The sequence below is a fragment of the Curtobacterium sp. 1544 genome (assembly GCF_040544915.1).
Lineage (GTDB): Bacteria > Actinomycetota > Actinomycetes > Actinomycetales > Microbacteriaceae > Curtobacterium > Curtobacterium pusillum_C.
Window position 1 is genome coordinate 66,332 of sequence record NZ_JBEPKX010000017.1, and the last position, 17,831, is coordinate 84,162.

At 70.8% G+C, this 17,831-nt stretch carries 16 protein-coding genes; 6 read left to right on the plus strand and 10 right to left on the minus strand.

The annotated features are described in order from the left end of the window. The first annotated feature begins 11 nt into the window (after window positions 1–11). The 3 genes from ABIC61_RS11465 to ABIC61_RS11475 all read left to right on the plus strand — a co-directional run bounded on the left by ABIC61_RS11465 (window position 12) and on the right by ABIC61_RS11475 (window position 1,918). Window positions 12–608, plus strand: coding sequence for a nitroreductase family protein (locus tag ABIC61_RS11465; RefSeq protein WP_354030000.1), 597 nt, complete (start codon window positions 12–14; stop codon window positions 606–608). Between the two features lie 78 nt (window positions 609–686). Then, on the plus strand, window positions 687–1,118 hold the full coding sequence (locus ABIC61_RS11470; RefSeq protein WP_354030001.1) for an acyl-CoA thioesterase: 432 nt from the start codon (window positions 687–689) through the stop codon (window positions 1,116–1,118). Window positions 1,119–1,159: 41 nt separating this feature from the next. Beyond that, entirely contained in the window at window positions 1,160–1,918 is a 759-nt protein-coding gene (locus ABIC61_RS11475) for an HAD-IIB family hydrolase (protein WP_354030002.1), read from the plus strand. Between the two features lie 60 nt (window positions 1,919–1,978). On the opposite strand, the gene ABIC61_RS11480 is transcribed toward ABIC61_RS11475, so the two are convergent. Together ABIC61_RS11480 and ABIC61_RS11485 are read right to left on the minus strand one after the other, a co-directional pair. Continuing rightward, window positions 1,979–2,602, minus strand: coding sequence for a phosphoribosylanthranilate isomerase (locus ABIC61_RS11480; protein WP_354030003.1), 624 nt, complete (start codon window positions 2,600–2,602; stop codon window positions 1,979–1,981). Between the two features lie 46 nt (window positions 2,603–2,648). Then, window positions 2,649–3,701 (minus strand): serine/threonine-protein kinase, encoded by a 1,053-nt coding sequence (locus tag ABIC61_RS11485; protein ID WP_186322083.1) that lies wholly within the window; start codon window positions 3,699–3,701, stop codon window positions 2,649–2,651. A gap of 200 nt (window positions 3,702–3,901) precedes the next feature. Between ABIC61_RS11485 and ABIC61_RS11490 the strand changes: the two genes are divergently transcribed. Beyond that, window positions 3,902–4,105 (plus strand): hypervirulence associated TUDOR domain-containing protein, encoded by a 204-nt coding sequence (locus ABIC61_RS11490; RefSeq protein WP_144756393.1) that lies wholly within the window; start codon window positions 3,902–3,904, stop codon window positions 4,103–4,105. Between the two features lie 3 nt (window positions 4,106–4,108). Here ABIC61_RS11490 and ABIC61_RS11495 read toward each other — a convergent pair whose 3' ends face one another. Continuing rightward, window positions 4,109–4,840, minus strand: a complete 732-nt coding sequence (locus ABIC61_RS11495; protein ID WP_354030004.1) for a DedA family protein — start codon at window positions 4,838–4,840, stop codon at window positions 4,109–4,111. A 51-nt stretch (window positions 4,841–4,891) separates the two neighbouring features. Then, window positions 4,892–6,034, minus strand: coding sequence for an ROK family transcriptional regulator (locus ABIC61_RS11500; RefSeq protein WP_354030005.1), 1,143 nt, complete (start codon window positions 6,032–6,034; stop codon window positions 4,892–4,894). 36 nt (window positions 6,035–6,070) lie between these two features. On the opposite strand from ABIC61_RS11500, the gene ABIC61_RS11505 reads away from it, so the two are divergent. After that, entirely contained in the window at window positions 6,071–7,774 is a 1,704-nt protein-coding gene (locus tag ABIC61_RS11505; protein WP_354030006.1) for a beta-N-acetylhexosaminidase, read from the plus strand. A gap of 178 nt (window positions 7,775–7,952) precedes the next feature. Here the strand turns inward: ABIC61_RS11505 and ABIC61_RS11510 are convergent, their stop codons facing one another. Genes ABIC61_RS11510 through ABIC61_RS11520 form a run of 3 tightly spaced genes read right to left on the minus strand, consistent with a single transcriptional unit; the run spans window position 7,953 to window position 11,931 of the window. Continuing rightward, a complete protein-coding gene (locus ABIC61_RS11510; RefSeq protein ID WP_354030007.1) occupies window positions 7,953–10,058 on the minus strand; it encodes a PTS fructose transporter subunit IIABC in 2,106 nt (701 codons plus the stop codon). 59 nt (window positions 10,059–10,117) lie between these two features. Then, window positions 10,118–11,146 carry a 1-phosphofructokinase family hexose kinase gene (locus ABIC61_RS11515; RefSeq protein ID WP_354030008.1) on the minus strand — a complete coding sequence of 343 codons (1,029 nt, stop codon included), beginning with the start codon at window positions 11,144–11,146 and terminating at the stop codon, window positions 10,118–10,120. Then, entirely contained in the window at window positions 11,143–11,931 is a 789-nt protein-coding gene (locus tag ABIC61_RS11520; protein WP_144756403.1) for a DeoR/GlpR family DNA-binding transcription regulator, read from the minus strand. Before ABIC61_RS11520 ends, ABIC61_RS11515 begins: the two co-directional genes overlap by 4 nt. A 179-nt stretch (window positions 11,932–12,110) precedes the next feature. On the opposite strand from ABIC61_RS11520, the gene ABIC61_RS11525 reads away from it, so the two are divergent. Beyond that, complete coding sequence (locus tag ABIC61_RS11525; protein ID WP_354030009.1) at window positions 12,111–14,219, plus strand: acyltransferase family protein; 2,109 nt, start codon at window positions 12,111–12,113, stop codon at window positions 14,217–14,219. Between the two features lie 38 nt (window positions 14,220–14,257). On the opposite strand, the gene ABIC61_RS11530 is transcribed toward ABIC61_RS11525, so the two are convergent. From ABIC61_RS11530 to ABIC61_RS11540, 3 genes are read right to left on the minus strand one after another with little or no spacing between them, the layout of a single operon-like run. After that, on the minus strand, window positions 14,258–15,190 hold the full coding sequence (locus ABIC61_RS11530) for a carbohydrate ABC transporter permease (protein ID WP_354030010.1): 933 nt from the start codon (window positions 15,188–15,190) through the stop codon (window positions 14,258–14,260). Next, a complete protein-coding gene (locus ABIC61_RS11535; protein ID WP_354030011.1) occupies window positions 15,187–16,149 on the minus strand; it encodes a carbohydrate ABC transporter permease in 963 nt (320 codons plus the stop codon). Before ABIC61_RS11535 ends, ABIC61_RS11530 begins: the two co-directional genes overlap by 4 nt. Window positions 16,150–16,152: 3 nt before the next feature. Continuing rightward, complete coding sequence (locus tag ABIC61_RS11540) at window positions 16,153–17,478, minus strand: sugar ABC transporter substrate-binding protein (protein WP_354030012.1); 1,326 nt, start codon at window positions 17,476–17,478, stop codon at window positions 16,153–16,155. Between the last annotated feature and the right edge of the window lie 353 nt (window positions 17,479–17,831).

Genomic DNA, 17,831 nt, shown 5'->3' on the forward strand with positions numbered 1-17,831 from the left:
TTGCACGCACCATGACCTCGACGAACACCAGCACGCTCACGCGTTCCACCGACTCCAGCCAGCCCCTCGTGCCGCTCCTCGAGGAGCGCTGGAGCCCCCGCTCCTACGACGAGACGGCCACGATCTCGGACGAACAGTTCGACGCCGTGCTCGAAGCCGCTCGCTGGGCGCCGTCGGCCATGAACTTCCAGCCGCGCCGCTTCATCGCCGGTCGCCGGGGCACCGAGACGTTCCGGAAGATCAACGAGAACCTGCTCGGCTTCAACGCCGCGTGGGCGTTCCGCGCCAGCGCCCTGGTGGTCGGCGTGCTCGAGACCGTGACGGAGGAGGGCGACGAGCGCACCTTCGCGCAGTACGACCTCGGCCAGTCGCTCGCGGCCCTCACCGTGCAGGCGCACGCCGAGGGGCTGCACGTGCACCAGATGGCGGGCATCGACGCCGAGGGCCTCCGCGCCGCCTTCGACCTGCCCGAGCGCTTCCTGCCGTACACCGTCACGGCGGTCGGCACCGTCGCGGACCCGTCGCAGCTCGACGAGAAGGCCGCCGAGCGCGAGGTCGCCCCGCGCACCCGGATCGCCCTCGACGAGGTCGTCCTCGTCAAGGAGTGATCTCCCCCACGGACCGCGCAGCAGTGCCCACGCGGCCGGGCTCCCTATCGGGAGCCCGGCCGCGTAGCATGTGCTGACATGGAACCCGCAGCCGCAGCAGCACCCGAGATGAACTTCTACACGCGCAAGTGGGTCCGCCCGGAGGACCTCAACGCGAACGGCACCCTCTTCGGTGGCAGCCTCCTCCGATGGATCGACGAGGAGGCCGCGGTGTACGCGATCATCCAGCTCGGCAACGGCAAGGTCGTGACGAAGTACATGTCCGAGATCGTGTTCGTGTCCTCCGCGAGCGAGGGCGACATCGTCGAGATCGGCCTCGTCGCCACCCGGTTCGGCCGCACCTCGCTGACCATGCGCGCCGAGGCCCGGAACCTCTTCACGCACCGCAGCATCCTCACCATCGACGAGGTCGTGTTCGTCAACCTCGACGCTGACGGCAACCCGTCCCCGCACGGCTACACCGACATCACCTACGCGCGCGATCGGGTCCCCGCTGCGCACCGGGCGTGACACCCGGCATGTCATCCGGCGGCCTCTGGCAGGATCGGGGCATGACCACGCCCCGCCTCGTCGCGTTCGACCTGGACGACACCCTCGCCCCCTCGAAGTCCGCGCTCGACCCGCGCATGCTGGAGACCTTCGCCTCCCTGCTCGAGGTCGTGCCCGTCGCGGTCATCTCCGGCGGCAACTTCGAGCAGTTCGAGCAGCAGCTCGTCACGCCCCTGCGCCACCGTGCCGGGCTGACCCTCGACGACCTGCACCTCCTGCCCACGTGCGGCACGCGGTACTACCGCTGGGCCGGCGACGACTGGGCGCTGCAGTACGCCGAGGACCTCACCGACGACCAGAAGGCCCGTGCCCTCGCCGCGGTCGAGGCCCAGGCGAAGGCCGCCGGCTACTGGGAGTCCGAGACCTGGGGTCCCATCCTCGAGGACCGCGGCTCCCAGATCACGTTCTCCGCGCTCGGGCAGGCCGCTCCGGTGGACGCCAAGAAGCAGTGGGACCCGACCGGCGCGAAGAAGGACGACCTGCGCCGACTCGTCCAGGCCGAGCTCCCCGACCTCGAGGTCCGCTCCGGCGGCTCCACCAGCGTCGACATCACCCGCAAGGGCATCGACAAGGCGTACGGCATGCAGCGGCTCGCCGAGATCACCGGCATCACGCTCGACGACATGCTGTTCGTCGGGGACCGCCTGGACCCCGAAGGCAACGACTACCCGGTGAAGGCGCTCGGCGTCCCCTGCCACGCGGTGGAGGGCTGGGAGGACACCGACGCCTTCCTCACGGACCTGATCCCCACGCTGCGCTGACGGACAGGCGCTGACGCGCGGGCGCTGTCGCGCCGACGGCCTGGAGGCGCGGCGAACCACTCAGGGGATGCTGCGGACCGCCTCGACGAACGCCCGGATCTTCGCGGCGTCCTTGACGCCGCGCTCGGACTCCACCCCGCTCGACACGTCCACGCCGTCCGGGTCGAGCGACTCGATCGCCGCCACGACGTTCGCGGGAGTGAGGCCGCCAGCGAGGATCCACGCTTCGTCCACCTTGCCGTCGATCGACGCGGCATCGATGAGCCGCCCGCTGCCCGGCACCGCGGCGTCGAGGAGCAGGAGGTCGTGGTCGTACGAGGCGCGCTGCTCGGTCGACTCGCGCAGGTAGTCCTCGGCCGCGACGGCACGGATCGTGAAGAAGCCGGCGTCTCGTGCGCGCGCGAAGTCGGTCGCGGACTCGCCGCCATGCAGCTGGAGCGTGGTCAGTCCGACCTCGGACGCGATGCCCACGATCTCGTCGATCTCCTGGTCGCGGAAGACCCCGACGGCGTCGATGCCGTCCGGCACGCGCTCGACGAGCTGCTTCGCGAGGTCGGCCGTCACGGTCCGGGAGCTCCCGGCGGCGAAGACGAACCCGACCGCGTCGGCACCCGCGTCGATGGCGGCGTCCACGGTCTCGGGCGTCGACAGGCCGCAGATCTTGATCCAGCGCTGGTCGGTCATGCTGTCCATCCTGCCAGGCACCGCCGACCGGGGGGTCGCCGGAACGTCAGTGCAGCATGCCCGCGAAGTAGGAGGCCCCACACGCGAGCAGGACACCGAACGCCGCGAAGGACCCGACGAGCACGTTCCGCCGACGCCAACGCCGCACCACGACGAACGTCCCGCGCTTGGCGTGCCGGTGCGCGGCACGGTGCAGGCGGTGGTCCCGCTTGTGCTTCACCCGCTGCGGGCCGAGCGGCACCGGGCCGGTGATCTGCGTCGATCCCCCACGCAGGGCGTTCGCGATCGCCACCGCGGTCGGGCGCCGGTCGGGGTCGCGCGCGGTCATCTTGGCGAGCAGGTCCCGCCACTCGGGAGCGATGCCCTCGGGGATCTCGGGGTCGTTCCGGAGTCGTGCGAGCGCGGCCTCGATGAGCGTGCCGGAGTACTCCTGCTTGCCCGTCAGTGCCTCGAGCAGCACCAGGCCGAGCGAGTACACGTCCGTCGCGAAGCCGATCGGCTCCCCGGCGACCTGCTCGGGGCTGAGGTACGCGGCGGTGCCGATGATCGTGCCGTCGTTCGTCAGGCGCGAGCCGTCGACGAAGTGGGCGACGCCGAAGTCGGTCAGCTTGACGGTGCGGGCGAACCCGGACGACCCCTCGTCGCTGATGAGGATGTTCGCCGGCTTGACGTCACGGTGCACGATGCCGCGCGAGTGCACGTACGCCAGCGCGTCGGCGAGCTGCGCGCCGAGGTCGGCCACCTCGTAGTTGTGCAGGGCGCCCTCGGCGAGCCGGCGCAGGAGCGTCGTGTCGGCGATGAGCTCCATCACGATGAAGCGGTGCGGGCCGTCCTCGAAGTCGTGGGTGCCGGCGTCGTAGAGCGGGATGAGCCCCGGGTGCGACAGCATGCTGAGCAGCCGGATCTCGCGTTCCTGGCGGACCCGGTCGGCCGTGGTCATCGACTCGGGCGTCGCGAAGAGCTTCACGGCGACGGCACGGTAGGTGTGCTCGTCACGCGCTTCGTAGACCGATCCCATGCCGCCGGTGCCGATCAGCTTCACGAGGCGGTAGCGGCCCGACAGGACCGTTTCCGCGCGTGTGCCGTTCAGCAGCGTCATGGTTGATGTCGTTCCGTTCGAGAGCCCGGTGATCCGTGGCAGTTGCCAACAAGGTGACTCACCCAGTACGGTACGCGGCCACCCTCCTTTCTGCGCGGACGTTATGACATCGTGATCGGCCTGCTTCCCTGTGTTCATGCGGATGCATCGGGGTACAGTCCGACGTCCACGAAGATGAGCGATCACGCAAGGAGGACACCATGGCGCTGTCGAAGGGCGACACCGTGCACTGGAACACGTCGCAGGGCAAGACCACCGGGAAGCTCGTGCAGAAGCGGGTGTCCGACTTCGAGTTCGACGGCCAGACGTTCAAGCCGACGGACGACGACCCGTACTGGATCGTCGAGTCGGAGAAGTCGGGCAACCGCGCCGCCCACAAGGAGTCGGCGTTGACGAAGGCGTGAGGCTCAGTCCTCGGCGGGCTCGGCGCGACGACGGCCGCGAGCGGGCGCTGCCGCGGGGTCGGCGCGATCCGCACGCGCCCGACGGATCCGACGCACCACGAACGTGACGACCACTGCGGCGATCGCGACGTAGAGCACCCGGTCGATCCACTCGGTGTACTGCTCGACCTTGCCGTACTGCGTCCCGAAGGCGGCACCGAGGAACACGAGTGCGCTGTTCCAGATCCCGCTGGCGATGATCGTGAAGACCGAGAAGGTGCCGAGGTGCATCCGGTCGGCGCCGGCGGGCAGCGAGATGAGACTGCGGACGATCGGCACGAACCGACCGAAGAAGACTGCGCTCTTGCCGTGCCGGTGGAACCAGTCCGCCGCCTTGCGGAAGTCGTTCTCGTCGACCAGGGGCAGCCTGCCGAGCCACCGTGTCGTCCGTTCGAAGCCGATCACGGCACCGAGCCAGTACAGCACGAGGGCGCCGAGGTAGGAGCCCAGCGTCGCGAGGACCAGGACGAGCACGAGGTTCATCCGCCCGGCACCGGCGAGGAAGCCCGCCAGGGGCAGGATCACCTCGGACGGGATCGGCGGGAACACGGTCTCGACGAAGAGCATGAGCGCGACGCCCCACTCCCCCAGGGCGTCGATGAGCTGGAGCACGAGCCCCGAGAGTCCACCCATGTCGGTGGAGGGGTCGCCGGCGGCTGTCACGGTCGTGGCCGGCGCGGCCAGGGCAGTCGTCATGCTCCCATCGTCCCTGAACGCCCTGTCAGGACCCGGCGCGGGGGCTGAGCGTCAGCCGAGTCCCATGTGCGACGTCCGGACGTGGGTGAGCGACCGCGCGAGGGCACCACGGGCCACCGCGTCGCGACCGACCGTTGAGGGGACGATCTCGACCGGGTGCCGGAGCTGCGGCGTCACGACCTCGGTGAGGGCGTCGCAGAACACCGCTGCCGCGGGCAGGACCTCGCCGCCGACCACCACCACCTCGGGGTCGATCGTCGCGATCAGCTGCACGACACCGGGCGCGACGTCCTCGGCGAGCGCGCGCACGACGGCCACCGCGTCCGCGTCCCCGCGCCCGGCCGACACCATGACGGACTCGAGGTCACTGCCGGGGGCGATCCGTGCCTCCAGTCGGGCCGGGGCACCGGGCCAACCGGTCACTGCCAGGCCACCCGTCTCGCCGGCCGCACCGCGCGCACCGCGCGCGAGGGCCCCGTCGACCAGGAACGCCGCACCGATCTGGCGGCCCATCACGAGGTACAGGCCGTCCTGCACACCGCGGAACCGACCCCACATCGCCTCGGCGGTGGCCGCGAGCTTCGCGTCGTTGTCGAAGAACGTGGCGGAGTCGGGGAACAGGTCACCGATCCGGCCGGGCACGCGGCGCTCCACCCACTGCGGGACGGCGACCGTGTAGTCGATCTCGCCCGAGCGGTCGACGACGGCCGGCACGCCGAACGTGGCGGCGAGCAGCTTCGACGGGTCGGTGCCCTCGACGAGCCTGCGGACGACGTCCTGCACGCTGTCCCAGGCCTGCTCGGCCGAGGCGAGGTCGGTGTAGACCTCCTCGACCCGGGCGAGCTGCTGGCCGCGCAGGTCCGAGCGGAGCCCGACGATGCCGTGCAGGCCGAGGTCGACGCCGAGCACCGACCCCGCTGCCGCATCGGCACGGAAGCGCTTCGCCCGACGCCCGGCCTTGTTCGGCGTCGCGATCGCCTCGGCCTCGGTGACCCAGCCCTCCTCCACCAGGTCGGCGAGGGCGGCCTCGACCGTGGGGCGCGAGAGGCCGACGGTCCGGCTGAGCTCCGTCACGGTGTGCGAGCCGTCGTCGCGGAAGAGCTCGGCGAGGATGGCCCGCGAGTTGATGAGCCTGAGCATCCCCGGAGTGCTGCCGACGACACCGTTCGGAAGCGTTGACACGGTCTCGTCCACGGCCATAGCCTCCATATTACGAAAGATCATTGAGGAATGGTGGACTCCGACATGCTCATCCCACGACCGCGCCGCACCGAGTCCGGTACCGGCGCCTTCGCGATCACCCCGTCGACCCGCATCGCCGCGGACGCAGCGACCGAGTCGGTCCGACTGTACCTGCAGCAGACGCTCCGGGGGTCGACCGGGCTGCCGGTGCGCGATGCCGCGGACGGCACCGGAGCGGCGGCCGACGTCATCGCGCTGCGGGTGGCCGAGGACGACACCCTCCCCGCCGGTCCGGCCGGCGACCGATCCGAGTCCTTCCGACTCGTGGTCACCGCCGACGGCGTCGAGATCACCGGCGGCAGCCCGGCCGGCGTCTTCTACGGCGTCCAGGCGCTCCTGCAGTCCCTGCCCGCCGACGTCTACCGGAAGGGCCGTGTCGGCACCGGCCCGTGGACGATCCCCGCGGTCACGGTGGAGGACGCCCCCGCCTTCGCCTGGCGCGGCGTCATGCTCGACGTCGCCCGACACTTCCGCACCAAGCACGAGGTCATGCGGGTCATCGACCAGCTCGCCGCCCACCGCCTCAACCGCCTGCACTTCCACCTCACCGAGGACCAGGGCTGGCGCATCGAGATCCGGAAGTACCCGCGCCTGACCGAGATCGGTTCGTGGCGGACGGAGTCGCAGGTCGGCGCGCACGTGCCCCGCCCCGACGGTTCGCTGGCGGTGGCGGGCAAGGACGGCCGGCCGCACGGCGGCTACTACACGCAGGACGACATCCGCGAGATCGTGGCCTACGCCGCCGACCGGTTCGTCACCGTCGTGCCCGAGATCGAGACGCCCGGCCACGTCCGTGCCGCCCTCGCCGCGTACCCGGAGCTCGGGGTCTCCGGGAAGCCGATCGACGTCTGGACCGAGTGGGGCATCGCGGAGGACGTCCTCAACGCCGAGGACAGCACCGTCGACTTCTTCAAGGACGTCCTCGACGAGGTCATCGCCCTGTTCCCGTCCGAGTACATCGGCGTCGGCGGGGACGAGTGCCCCAAGGTGCAGTGGGAGGACGACCCCCGCACGCAGGAGCGCATCCGCGAACTCGGGCTCGAGGACGAAGAGCAGCTGCAGGCCTGGATCATCGGGCAGCTCGCCTCGCACGTCGAGTCGCACGGCCGGCGGGCGTTCGGGTGGGACGAGATCCTCGAGGGCGGCACGCTCGCCCCGTCCGCGACCGTGGTGTCCTGGCGCGGCCTGACCGGTGCCCGGACCGCGGCCAAGCGCGGCCACGACGTCATCTCCGCCCCGGACGACCAGGTGTACCTCGACTACCGGCAGAGCGACCTCGAGACCGAGCCCATCCCGGTGTCGATCGTGCTCACCGTCGACGACGTCTTCGCGTTCGACCCGGTGCCGTCGGACCTCACGGACGCCGAACGGGCCCACGTGATCGGCGGCCAGGGCAACATGTGGACCGAGCACGTCGACACCGCCCGGAAGCTCGACTACCAGCTGTTCCCGCGCGTCGCCGCCCTCGCCGAGGCGCTCTGGTCGGCCGACGTCACGGGTCCCCGCGACGTCGCCGAGTTCCGCGGGCGGCTCGCCGAGCACGTGGCACGGCTCGAGGCGATGGGGATCGAGTACCGGCACGAGGCCGGGCCGTTCCCGTGGGAGCAGCGTCCTGGCGTGCCCGGGCGTCCGCACTCGCGCGAGGAGCGTGCGGCCTACATCGACGCGGTGACGGCGAACATCGCCGAGTAGCGGCCGCGCCCGCGGCCGCGCCGCGCCCGCGCCTCCGTCGAGGGAGCAGGAATCGTCGCGTCGGGGCGGGCGACCCAACCATTTCTGCTCACTCGACGGGGTGGTCGCGACCACCAACGGACGGGAGGCACGGTGCCAGCTGGCACCGTGCCTCCCGTCCGTCAGCTGGTGACGTCGACTACACCGCGACCGCCACGCGGTCGCCCGCGGTCTCCGACACGGCGGCGTCCGCCGCCGGCGCCTTTCGGACCCACTTCTTCAGCCCGACCAGCACCAGGGCCGAGACGACGGTGCCGGCCAGGATCGCCACGATGAACATCGCGACGTCCCCGATGGCGAAGAACACGAAGATCCCACCGTGCGGCGCCCGCGAGGTCACACCGGCCGCCATCGAGATCGCACCCGTGACCGCGGCACCGACCATCGACGCCGGGATGACACGCAGCGGGTCGGCGGCCGCGAACGGGATCGCACCCTCCGAGATGAACGACGCACCGAGCAGCCACGCGGCCTTGCCGTTCTCCCGCTCGGGCTTCGTGAACCCCTTGCGGTACAGGACGGTCGAGGCGAGTGCCAGGGCGAGCGGCGGGACCATGCCGGCGGCCATGACCGCGGCCATGATCTCGAACGGCACGACGTTCGAGGCGGACCCGGCGCCGAGGCCGGCGACGGCGAACGCGTACGCCACCTTGTTGACCGGGCCGCCGAGGTCGAACGCCATCATGAGGCCGAGGATGATGCCGAGCAGGATCGCGGACGCGCCGGACAGCGAGTTGAGGAACTCGGTCAGCTGGGTCATCAGCCAGGCGATCGGTCCACCGAGCACGAGCAGCATGAGCCCGGAGGCGATGATCGACGCGAAGAGCGGGATGATCACGACGGGCATCAGGCCACGCAGCCAGCGCCAGGTCGGGATGCGCCCGATCCAGTACGCGGCGGCGCCGGCGATGAGGCCACCGATCAGGCCGCCGAGGAACCCGGCGTTCATGAAGACGGCGACGGATCCGGCGACGAAGCCCGGAGCGATGCCGGGTCGGTCGGCCATGGCGTACGCGATGTACCCGGCGAGTGCTGCGACCAGGAAGCCGAGGGAGATCCCACCGATCTGGAACGCAGCGGCACCGAGGTAGTAGGCCAGGCCCTCCGGCGGCAGGTTCAGCAGCGTGTAGTTCGTCAGCGTGTAGACGGCGTTGTTCTGACCGGAGTCACCGTGCGCGAGCGCGATGCCGTAGCCGGAGAGCAGGAAGCCGAGCGCGATGAGCAGACCGCCGCCGGCGACGAACGGGATCATGTAGCTGACGCCCGTGAGCAGCCAGCGCTTGAGCGCCTGCCCGAAGTGCTCGTTCTTCGTGGTCGTCTCGGATGCGGCGGCACCACCCTGGACCCGTGCGGCGTTCGGATCGTCGGCCGCGCGGAGCGCCTCCGCGATCATCTTGTCGGGCTCGTCGACACCGCGCTTGACCGGGCCGGAGACGAGGGGCTTGCCGGCGAAGCGGCCGCGGTCGCGGACGTCCACGTCGACCGCGAACACGACGGCGTCGGCACGGGCGATCAGCGCGGGGTCGAGGGGCTCGACCTGCGAGGAGCCCTGGGTCTCGACGTGCATCTCGGCACCCGCCCGCTGGGCCGCGGCGACCAGGGCGTCGGCGGCCATGTAGGTGTGCGCGATGCCGGTCGGGCAGGCGGTGACGCCGACGATGACCTTGCGGTGCGCGGTCGCGCCCGCTCCGTCGGTCGCGTCCGTCGCACCGGTCGCGGTGGTCGCGGTCGTCGGACTGGAGGCGCTGCTCGCCTTCCCGACGCCGGCTTCGGCGACCTCGCCGCTCACCTCGCGATCGACCAGGTCGACGATCTCCTGCGGGGTCGAGGCGGCGCGGAGGGCGGCGGTGAAGTCGTCGCGGATCAGTGCACGGGCGAGGGTCGAGAGGACCGTGAGGTGGTCCTTGTCCGCACCCTCGGGCACGGCGATCATGAAGACGATGTCCGCGTCGCCGTCCGGGGCGCCGAACGACACCGTACGGGCGAGGCGGCTCATCGCGAGGGTGGGCTCGGACACCGACGCGGACCGGGCGTGCGGGATCGCGATGCCACCGGGGACGCCGGTGCCGACGCTCGCCTCGCGCTTGATGGCGTCCTCGGCGAGCACGGCACCGTCCGCCGCGCGACCGGTCGCGGCGACGCGGTCGGCGAGGACGCGGATGACGTCGCTCGAGGTGGCGCCGAGGTCCTCGTCGAGACCGACGAGCTGGACGCTGATGAGGCGTGGACTCGTGTTGACGGACATGGGTTGCTCCTTTGCAAAGGCGCCGCGCGGCGCAGGACGTGCAGTGTTCGGGGTGGGGGTCAGGCCAGTTCGGTCGCCGCGTGCTGCTGCAGCGCCCGGACGGTGATGGCCGAGGGGTCGGTGTGGTCGAGGGCGGGCACGTCGCTGCCGGGGAGCGCCGCTGCGGCGGCCCCGGTGGCGACGGCCTGGGCGAGGCACCGCTCGGGCGACTGCCCGGCGACCTCGGCGAGCAGGTACCCGGCGAGCGAGGAGTCCCCCGCGCCGACGGTCGAGCGCGCGACGATCCGGGGTGCTGCTGCGGCGTGGCTCCCGTGCTCCGTCACGAGGACCGCGCCGGCACTGCCGAGGGTCAGGAGGACCGTGCCGACGTTCTTGTCGCGGAGTCGCTGGGCGGCCTCGGCTGCGGCATCGACGTCACGTTCGAACTCGTCGGGGTCGCCGCCGACGACCTCGGCGAGTTCCTCGGCGTTCGGCTTGACCAGGTCGATCCGCTCGCCGGACTGCAGCAGCGCGGTGAACGGGACACCGGAGGAGTCGACCGCGATCCGGACGTGGTCGCCGTGGCGCTCCCGGACGGCCCGCACCAGGACGGCGAGCGCGTCGTCGGGCAGCCCGGGCGGCAGGGATCCGGCGAACACGACCCAGCGGGCGGCCGGTCCGGTGGCGGTCGCCCCGACGGTGTCCGCGACGAGGGCGGCGAGGTCGTCGAGTCGTCCGGCGAGCGACGGCCCGGGCTCGTTGAGCTTCGTGGTCGTTCCGGTCGGCTCGGTGACGGTGACGTTCGAGCGGAGCGGGGCACCGATCGGCAGCGCCGCGGTCGGGATGCCCCGGGTCGCGAGGCCGAGCAGGACCGGGTCGAGCTCGTCGCCGGGCAGCACCGCCACGGTGTCGCCGCCGCTCGCGACGACGACACGGGAGACGTTGACGCCCTTGCCGCCGGGCTCGGCCGTGCTCCGGGTCGCGCGCTGGACAGCGCCGCGCTGGAGTTCACCGGCGAGCTCGATGGTGCGGTCGAGGGACGGGTTCGGGGTGACCGTGACGATGCGGGTGCTCGTGCCGGCGCGGGCGGTCGTGTGCTGCTCGCTCATGCGACGACCACCTCGACGTCGGCGTCGGTGAGGGCTCCGGCGAGGTCGGCCGGCGGCTGCTGGTCGGTCACGACGGTGTCGATCTCGTCGAGCCGGGCGAACCGCATCAGTGCCTCGACCCCGTGCTTCGCGGCGTCCGCGAGCACGACGGCGCGGCGGGCTGCGAGGACGTACGCGCCCTTGACGGCGGCCTCGTACTCGTCCGGGGTGCTCAGACCGAACCCGGCGGACAGGCCGTTCGTACCGACGAAGGCGATGTCGGGCCGCAGGGCGCCGATCTGGTCGACGGTGGCGGTGCCGACCGCGGCGCTGGTGACCCCGCGCACCCGGCCGCCGAGCAGGTGCAGCTCGACGTGCTCGCTGTGCTGCAGGGTCGCGGCGATGGGCACGGAGTTCGTGATGACGGTGAGCGTGGCTCCGGTGGTGGCGGGTTCCCACCGTGCGAGCTCGGCGGCGACGGCCGCGCAGGTGGTGCCGGCGTCGAGGGCGATCGAGCCGGTGAAGGTCGGCGGGACCAGGCGCATCGCGGCCCGGGCGATGGCGGACTTGGCGGAGTTGTGCTGCCCCTCGCGCTCGGCGACGGTCAGCTCGACGACGCTGGAGCGCCCGACGGGCACCGCTCCCCCGTGCACGCGGCGCAGGACCCCGGCGGACTCGAGCAGGTCGAGGTCACGGCGGACGGTCTCGGTCGTCACGTCGAAGTGCTCGGCCAGATCGGCGACGGAGACCCGGCCGGCGTCCTGCAGCGCTGCTGCGATCGCGTCGTGCCGCTCGGTTGCGTACATGCCCGAACTCCTTCGTTCCCGTGGGTTTCGAGAACTGTACGTCCATTTCCCACACGAACGCAACCATTCCGAGGTGAAACCAACAAAGCGGACCGCTCGCCGAGCGTCGTCGCGCGCGTTTTGGAATACAACATGTGGAAAATTGTGGAACACTGTGTGCGGAACTCCAGTATCAAGAGATGACAGAGCCGGAACAGATCCGAATGACGTCGACCGAGCGGGGTCGCTCCTTCCGGCCGGACGTGCAGGGACTGCGGGCCCTGGCCGTGCTCGCCGTCGTGCTGTTCCACACCGCCACACCGGGGTTCGCGGGCGGCTTCGTCGGCGTCGACGTCTTCTTCGTGATCTCGGGCTTCCTCATCACCGGCAACCTCCTCCGGGAACGGCGCGCCCGCGGCCGCACCCGCCTCGGCCGCTTCTACGCACGGCGCCTCGTCCGCCTCGGCCCCGCCGCTGCGGCGACCGTGCTCGGGACGGTGGCCGCGGCGCACGTCATCCTGCCGCCGCTCGACCGGATCGGTCTCCGCACCGAGGCGGTCGCGTCCCTGGTCGGACTCGAGAACGTCTGGTTGGCGCGCACGGCCACGGACTACTTGGCCGCACACGCCGAGAGTCCCTTCCAGCAGTTCTGGTCCCTCGGCGTGGAGGAGCAGTTCTACCTCGTCTGGGCGCCCACGATCGCCGTCCTGCTCGCCCTCGGACTGCGCCGCCGCGGCCTGCTGGTGATCATCAACGCTGGCTGCCTGCTCGGTCTCGCCGCGATGGTGTTGTCCTCGGAGGTCAACGGCCCCTGGACCTTCTTCGGCCTGCACGCCCGCTTCTGGGAGCTCGGGGTGGGTGCAGCGCTCGCCGTCACCGTCCACGAGCGGGCACGTCGACGCCGACCCGCGAGGGGCACCGGCATCCGGCTCGCAGCATCCGGGGTACTCCCCACGGGTCTCCTGCTCCTGATCGGCTCGGTCGTGCTGCTCGACAGCGACATGCCGTGGCCCGGTCCGTTGACGCTGCTACCGGTCGTCGGTGCAGCGCTCGTCCTCCTGCCCGTCTCCGGTCCTGCCCGCCTCCGCCGTGCGCTCGGGTCACCACCGCTCAGGTGGGTCGGTGACCGTTCCTACTCGATCTACCTCGTGCACTGGCCCGTCCTCGTGCTCTGGGAGGCTTCGGCCGGTCGATCGTTGACTCCGGTCGAGCTGGGGATCGCCCTCGCGCTGACGGCAGCGCTCGCGTGGGCGTCGCACGCCGTGTTCGAGCGGGGGGTCGCTCACATCGTGTGGGGTCGTTCGGAGCGTGCAGCGCGCCGCGGCCCGATCGTGGTGGCCACCGCCGTCGCCGTCGTCGCCGGGGTCTCGATCCCCGCCACCGCAGTGCCGAGGCTCGCGGGCCACGAGCTGGAGCCCGCACCGTCCGCAGCCGCCGTCCTGCGCGGCCCGTGGTCCCCGACGGCTGTCCCGACGAACATCACCCCGTCGATCCCGTCGGCGACCGACAGCCTCCCGCCGATCTACGACGACGGTTGCCACGCGGGGTTCGACGCGACCGTGACGCGGGCGTGCGGGACCTCCAGAATCTCCGGGACCTCCGGGACTGGAGCCGAGACGGCGGGCCCGGAGCGGCACGGTGCGCACGCAGCAGACGACGATGAGGACACCGTCGTGCTGTTCGGTGACTCCCACGCAGCGCAGTGGGTCACGCCGCTCGAGGCCCTCGCGGACGCCCGCGGTGCCGAGCTCGTCACGATGACGAAGTCCTCGTGCCCGAGCGTCGACCTCTCGGTGCGCGCCGTCGAGCTCGGACGCCCCTACCGGGAGTGCGACGCCTGGAGGCGGGACGCGCTCCGGAAGATCGAGGATCTCCGGCCCGGTGTCGTGGTGCTCGCCAACGCGGCCAACTCGTACCTCGACGACGGCGACGCGGGCGCGTGGGGCGCAGCACTCTCGCGCACGGTCGAACAGCTCCGCGCCGTCGGGTCCGACGTGGTGGTGCTCGGCGACACGCCCTTCTGGGACGAGACGCCGAACCGCTGCCTCTCTGCCTCGGTCGACGACGTCGACGCCTGCGCAGCACCGGTGTCGTCCCTCACGGAAGCCGACCGGACTACGGCGCAACGAGCCGCAGCCGAGTCCACCGGTGCCCACTTCGTCGACCCGATCCCGTGGATCTGCGACGACCGCTGTGAACCCGTGCTCTGGAACGTCTTGGTCTACCGCGACACGAACCACCTCACGGAGGAGATGGCGAGGACGCTGACACCGCGACTCGACGAAGCGGTGGGCCCGCTCCTGTCCTGAAGCGAGCCCACCAGATGCGGGTAGGGAACCGGAGCGGATCAGCCCTTGACGGCCCCCGCGGTCATGCCGCTGACGAGCCGCCGCTGCACGATGAGGAAGAACACCACGACCGGCACCGAGAACAGCACCGACGCCGCCATCAGCCCGCCGAAGTCGGTCCCCTTGTCGGTCGAGAACCCGGCCAGCCACACCGGCAGCGTGTACATCCCCTGGTCCTTCAGCATCACGTACGCGGTCAGGTAGTCGTTCCACGCCGCGATGAACGCGAACACGCTCGTCGCGATGACGCCCGGCATCACGAGTGGGAACAGCACGCTCCACAGGATCCGGACCGTCCCCGCGCCGTCGACCTTCGCGGCCTCCTCGATCTCCACCGGCACCGCGACGAAGAACCCGCGCATCACCCAGATCGAGAAGGGCAGCACGCTCGCGACGTACGCCAGGATCAGCCCGATGTAGCTGTTCAGCAGCCCGAGCGACTGGAACGACAGGAACAGCGGGATGAGCAGCGCGCCGGAGGGGATCATCTGGACGAAGAGGATGCCGACGAGGATCGCCCGCCGACCGCGGAACCGGAACCGCGACAGCGCCGCGGACGCCAGGAACCCGACGACGATCGAGAGCAGGACCGCTGCGACGACCACTATGGCCGAGTTCCGCAGGTACACGAGGAACCCGTCCTGTGTCAGCGCACGCGTGAAGTTCTCGAGCGTCGGGCGCAACGGGAACCAGATCGGGGTGAGCGTCGTGACCTCGTCCGCGGGCTTGAACGCGGTGTTCACCATCCAGTAGATCGGGAACACCCAGACCAGGCAGAACACCACGGCGATGGTGTTCGCGAGCACGCGCGGCTTCCGCCTGCGGGCGCGCACGGGAGCGACCGGCCGGGAGGCGCGGGTGGCCTCCGCGACCTCCGGTTGCGCTTCCGACGCGGTCACCCCGGTCACTCCGGGGGTCGTGGTCGTCGTCACAGGTCCTCCTCCCCGCTCCGGACGAGCCGGCGGATGTAGTAGCTGGTGAGCGCCCCGAGGATCACCGTCGAGATGACGGCGATCGCGGCGCCCTGCCCGTAGGCGTTCGACACGAAGGACTTCACGAAGGTCCAGATGCCCAGCGTGAGCGTGGTGTCCTCCGGGCCGCCCTTGGTGAGGAGCCAGATTTGGTTGAAGACGTTGAAGTCCCAGATCACGGAGAGGATCGTCACGAGCAGCAGTGTCGGCACGAGCGCGGGCAGGGTGATCGCCCGGTACATCGCCCACGCGGACGCGCCGTCGAGCGACCCGGCCTCGTAGTACTCGGGCGCGATCTGCGACTGCGCGGCGTAGAGCGTCAGTGCGACGAACGGCACCGCCTGCCAGATGACGAGCGACAGCACGATCGTCAGGGCCTGCCCGGGACTCGACGCCCAGTTGTCCTGCGTGTGGTCGCCGAACACGCCGAGCTGCGTGATGAGCCAGTTCAGCACGCCGTAGAAGGGTTGGAACAGCCACTGCCAGACGAGACTCGACGCGACGTTCGGCATCGCCCACGCGAGGACGAGGACGACACTGACGACGGTGCGCATCACGACACCGAGCCGGGTGAGCAGCTGCGACACCGCCATGCCGATGCCGATCGTCCCGAGGACCATCGCGCCCGTGACGAGGACCGTCCGGAGGATGACCGGCCAGAAGCTCGCGTCGGTCAGGACGTTCGTGTAGTTCGTGAAGCCCGCGAACCCCGCCTGGCCGGTGAAGATCGCGCGGAGCCCGTAGTCCTGGAAGGAGATCACCAGGAGTCGGACCAGCGGGTAGACGACGAGCGCCAGCAGGAGCAGCGCGGCGGGCGCCAGCAGCACCAGCGGCGCGCGGGACGTCGTGACCGACCGGCGCCGCCGGGTGCCCGGCCCGGTCTGGACCGGACCGGGCACCCGTTCTGCAGTCGACGTCATGGACTACTGCTGCGCGTTGAGCGCGGTCGTGAGGTGCTCCGTGAAGCCCTTCGCGGCCTCCTCCGGCGACTTCCTGCCGGTGGCGACGTCCGCGAACATCGTCTGGAACGTCGAGTCGCCCTCGATCGTCGCCCAGCCCGGGGCCGCCGGCGTCGGACGGCTGGTGGACGCCGCCGCGAAGTACGGCTTGTGGAGCTCGTCCACGTCACCGGCCACCGCGTCGAGCAGCTGCGTCGAGTTCGGCTCCCACCCGTCGACCCCGAACACCTGGTCCTGCTGGAACTTCTTCGAGGTGAGGATCTTCATGTAGTACAGCGCCAGGTCCTGGTTCGCCGACTTCGACGGGATGCCGAGGTCCGAGCCGCCGAGGAAGACCGGCTGGGTCTTGCCCTCGGTCTGCGACGGCATCGCGAACGTGCCGATCTGGTCCTTGAGTTCGGGCTTCGCCGTGGTGATCGAGCCGATCTCCCACGCCGAACCGAGGATCGCCGAGGTGTTTCCCTGGGCGAAGACGTCCGACTCGGCCGGCTTGTCCGTGTTGATGTCCTGCGTGGACTTCGCCGAGTAGGTGTTCTGGAAGTCCTTCCAGGCGGTCAGCCCCTTGACGGCGTCGGCCGAGTCGATCGCACCCTTCCACTTGCCGTCCTTCTCGGTCGCGATCTGCCCGCCGGCGTCCCACACCCACTGCAGGCCGCCGTACCAGTACTGCCCGGGCATGTAGAACGCCGAGAAGTCCGCCTGCGGGTTCTTCGCCTTGACCTTGTCGAGGTCGGCGGTGAGCTCGTCGTAGGACTTCGGGACGTCGGTGACACCGGCGTCGGCCCAGGTCTTCTTGTTGTAGATCACCGCGCGGTTGCCGGCGAAGAGCGGGGCGCCGTAGAGCTTGCCGTCGACGGTCGCCGGGCCCTCGAGTCCGGAGAGCCACGTCTGCCCGTCGGCCAGCTCGTCCTTGTACGGCGAGAGGTCCATGAGACCGCCCGTCGCGGCGTACACGGGCACCTGCGTGTTGCCGAGGTCCACCACGTCGGGCGCGTCCTTCTGGGCGAGCGCCGTGGTGAGCTTCGTCGTGATGCCGTCCCACTGCTGGAGCTGCAGCTTCACCTTGGCCCCGGTGGCCTTCGTGAACTGCTTCTCGGCGACGTCGAGGATCTTCGGGCTGAGGTCGCCGTTCATGATCCAGACGGTGATGGTCTTGCCCTTGCCATCGGGTGTGCCGATGGACTTCGTGCCGCCGTCGGAAGCTCCGTTGCTTCCGGCGGAGCACCCGGTGAGGGCGAGCGCGCCTGCGAGGGCGAGCGCACCGAGTGCGGCGAAACGCGTGCGTGTCACGTTGACTCCCTTTGTCCGACCTTTATGAAAGGACGTTGCGTATTGGACAGTGAAGCCCCATCGCGCAGGGTTGTCAACCATGAAGTGCGACCCTGTGGACACTCGTGATCCGCATGTTTCCGGGGGATCACGGATGATCAACGAATCGGTTGCGATTCTTGACATGACTGGTCATGACCAGGCATGATTCCGCCCTCGAAATCCGCTCACGACGCAACCGCCTGGAGGCGGGGGGGGGGGGCCCCCCCCCCCCCCCCCCCCCCCCCCCCCGCGCGCCCCCCCCCCCCCCCCCCCCCCCCCCCCCGCCCCCCCCCGCCGGGGGGGCCCCGCCCCGCAGGGGCCGGCGCGGCCCC

Bases quoted from the DNA above. Each gene is read 5' to 3' on its own strand.
- ABIC61_RS11515 (WP_354030008.1), bottom strand. From the start codon at position 11,146: ATGAGCGAGCAGCACACGACCGCCCGCGCCGGCACGAGCACCCGCATC.
- ABIC61_RS11505 (WP_354030006.1), top strand. From the start codon at position 6,071: ATGGTGGACTCCGACATGCTCATCCCACGACCGCGCCGCACCGAGTCC.
- ABIC61_RS11465 (WP_354030000.1), top strand. From the start codon at position 12: ATGACCTCGACGAACACCAGCACGCTCACGCGTTCCACCGACTCCAGC.
- ABIC61_RS11485 (WP_186322083.1), bottom strand. From the start codon at position 3,701: ATGACGCTGCTGAACGGCACACGCGCGGAAACGGTCCTGTCGGGCCGC.
- ABIC61_RS11480 (WP_354030003.1), bottom strand. From the start codon at position 2,602: ATGACCGACCAGCGCTGGATCAAGATCTGCGGCCTGTCGACGCCCGAG.
- ABIC61_RS11470 (WP_354030001.1), top strand. From the start codon at position 687: ATGGAACCCGCAGCCGCAGCAGCACCCGAGATGAACTTCTACACGCGC.
- ABIC61_RS11490 (WP_144756393.1), top strand. From the start codon at position 3,902: ATGGCGCTGTCGAAGGGCGACACCGTGCACTGGAACACGTCGCAGGGC.
- ABIC61_RS11520 (WP_144756403.1), bottom strand. From the start codon at position 11,931: ATGTACGCAACCGAGCGGCACGACGCGATCGCAGCAGCGCTGCAGGAC.
- ABIC61_RS11475 (WP_354030002.1), top strand. From the start codon at position 1,160: ATGACCACGCCCCGCCTCGTCGCGTTCGACCTGGACGACACCCTCGCC.
- ABIC61_RS11535 (WP_354030011.1), bottom strand. From the start codon at position 16,149: ATGACGTCGACTGCAGAACGGGTGCCCGGTCCGGTCCAGACCGGGCCG.
- ABIC61_RS11525 (WP_354030009.1), top strand. From the start codon at position 12,111: ATGACAGAGCCGGAACAGATCCGAATGACGTCGACCGAGCGGGGTCGC.
- ABIC61_RS11495 (WP_354030004.1), bottom strand. From the start codon at position 4,840: ATGACGACTGCCCTGGCCGCGCCGGCCACGACCGTGACAGCCGCCGGC.
- ABIC61_RS11510 (WP_354030007.1), bottom strand. From the start codon at position 10,058: ATGTCCGTCAACACGAGTCCACGCCTCATCAGCGTCCAGCTCGTCGGT.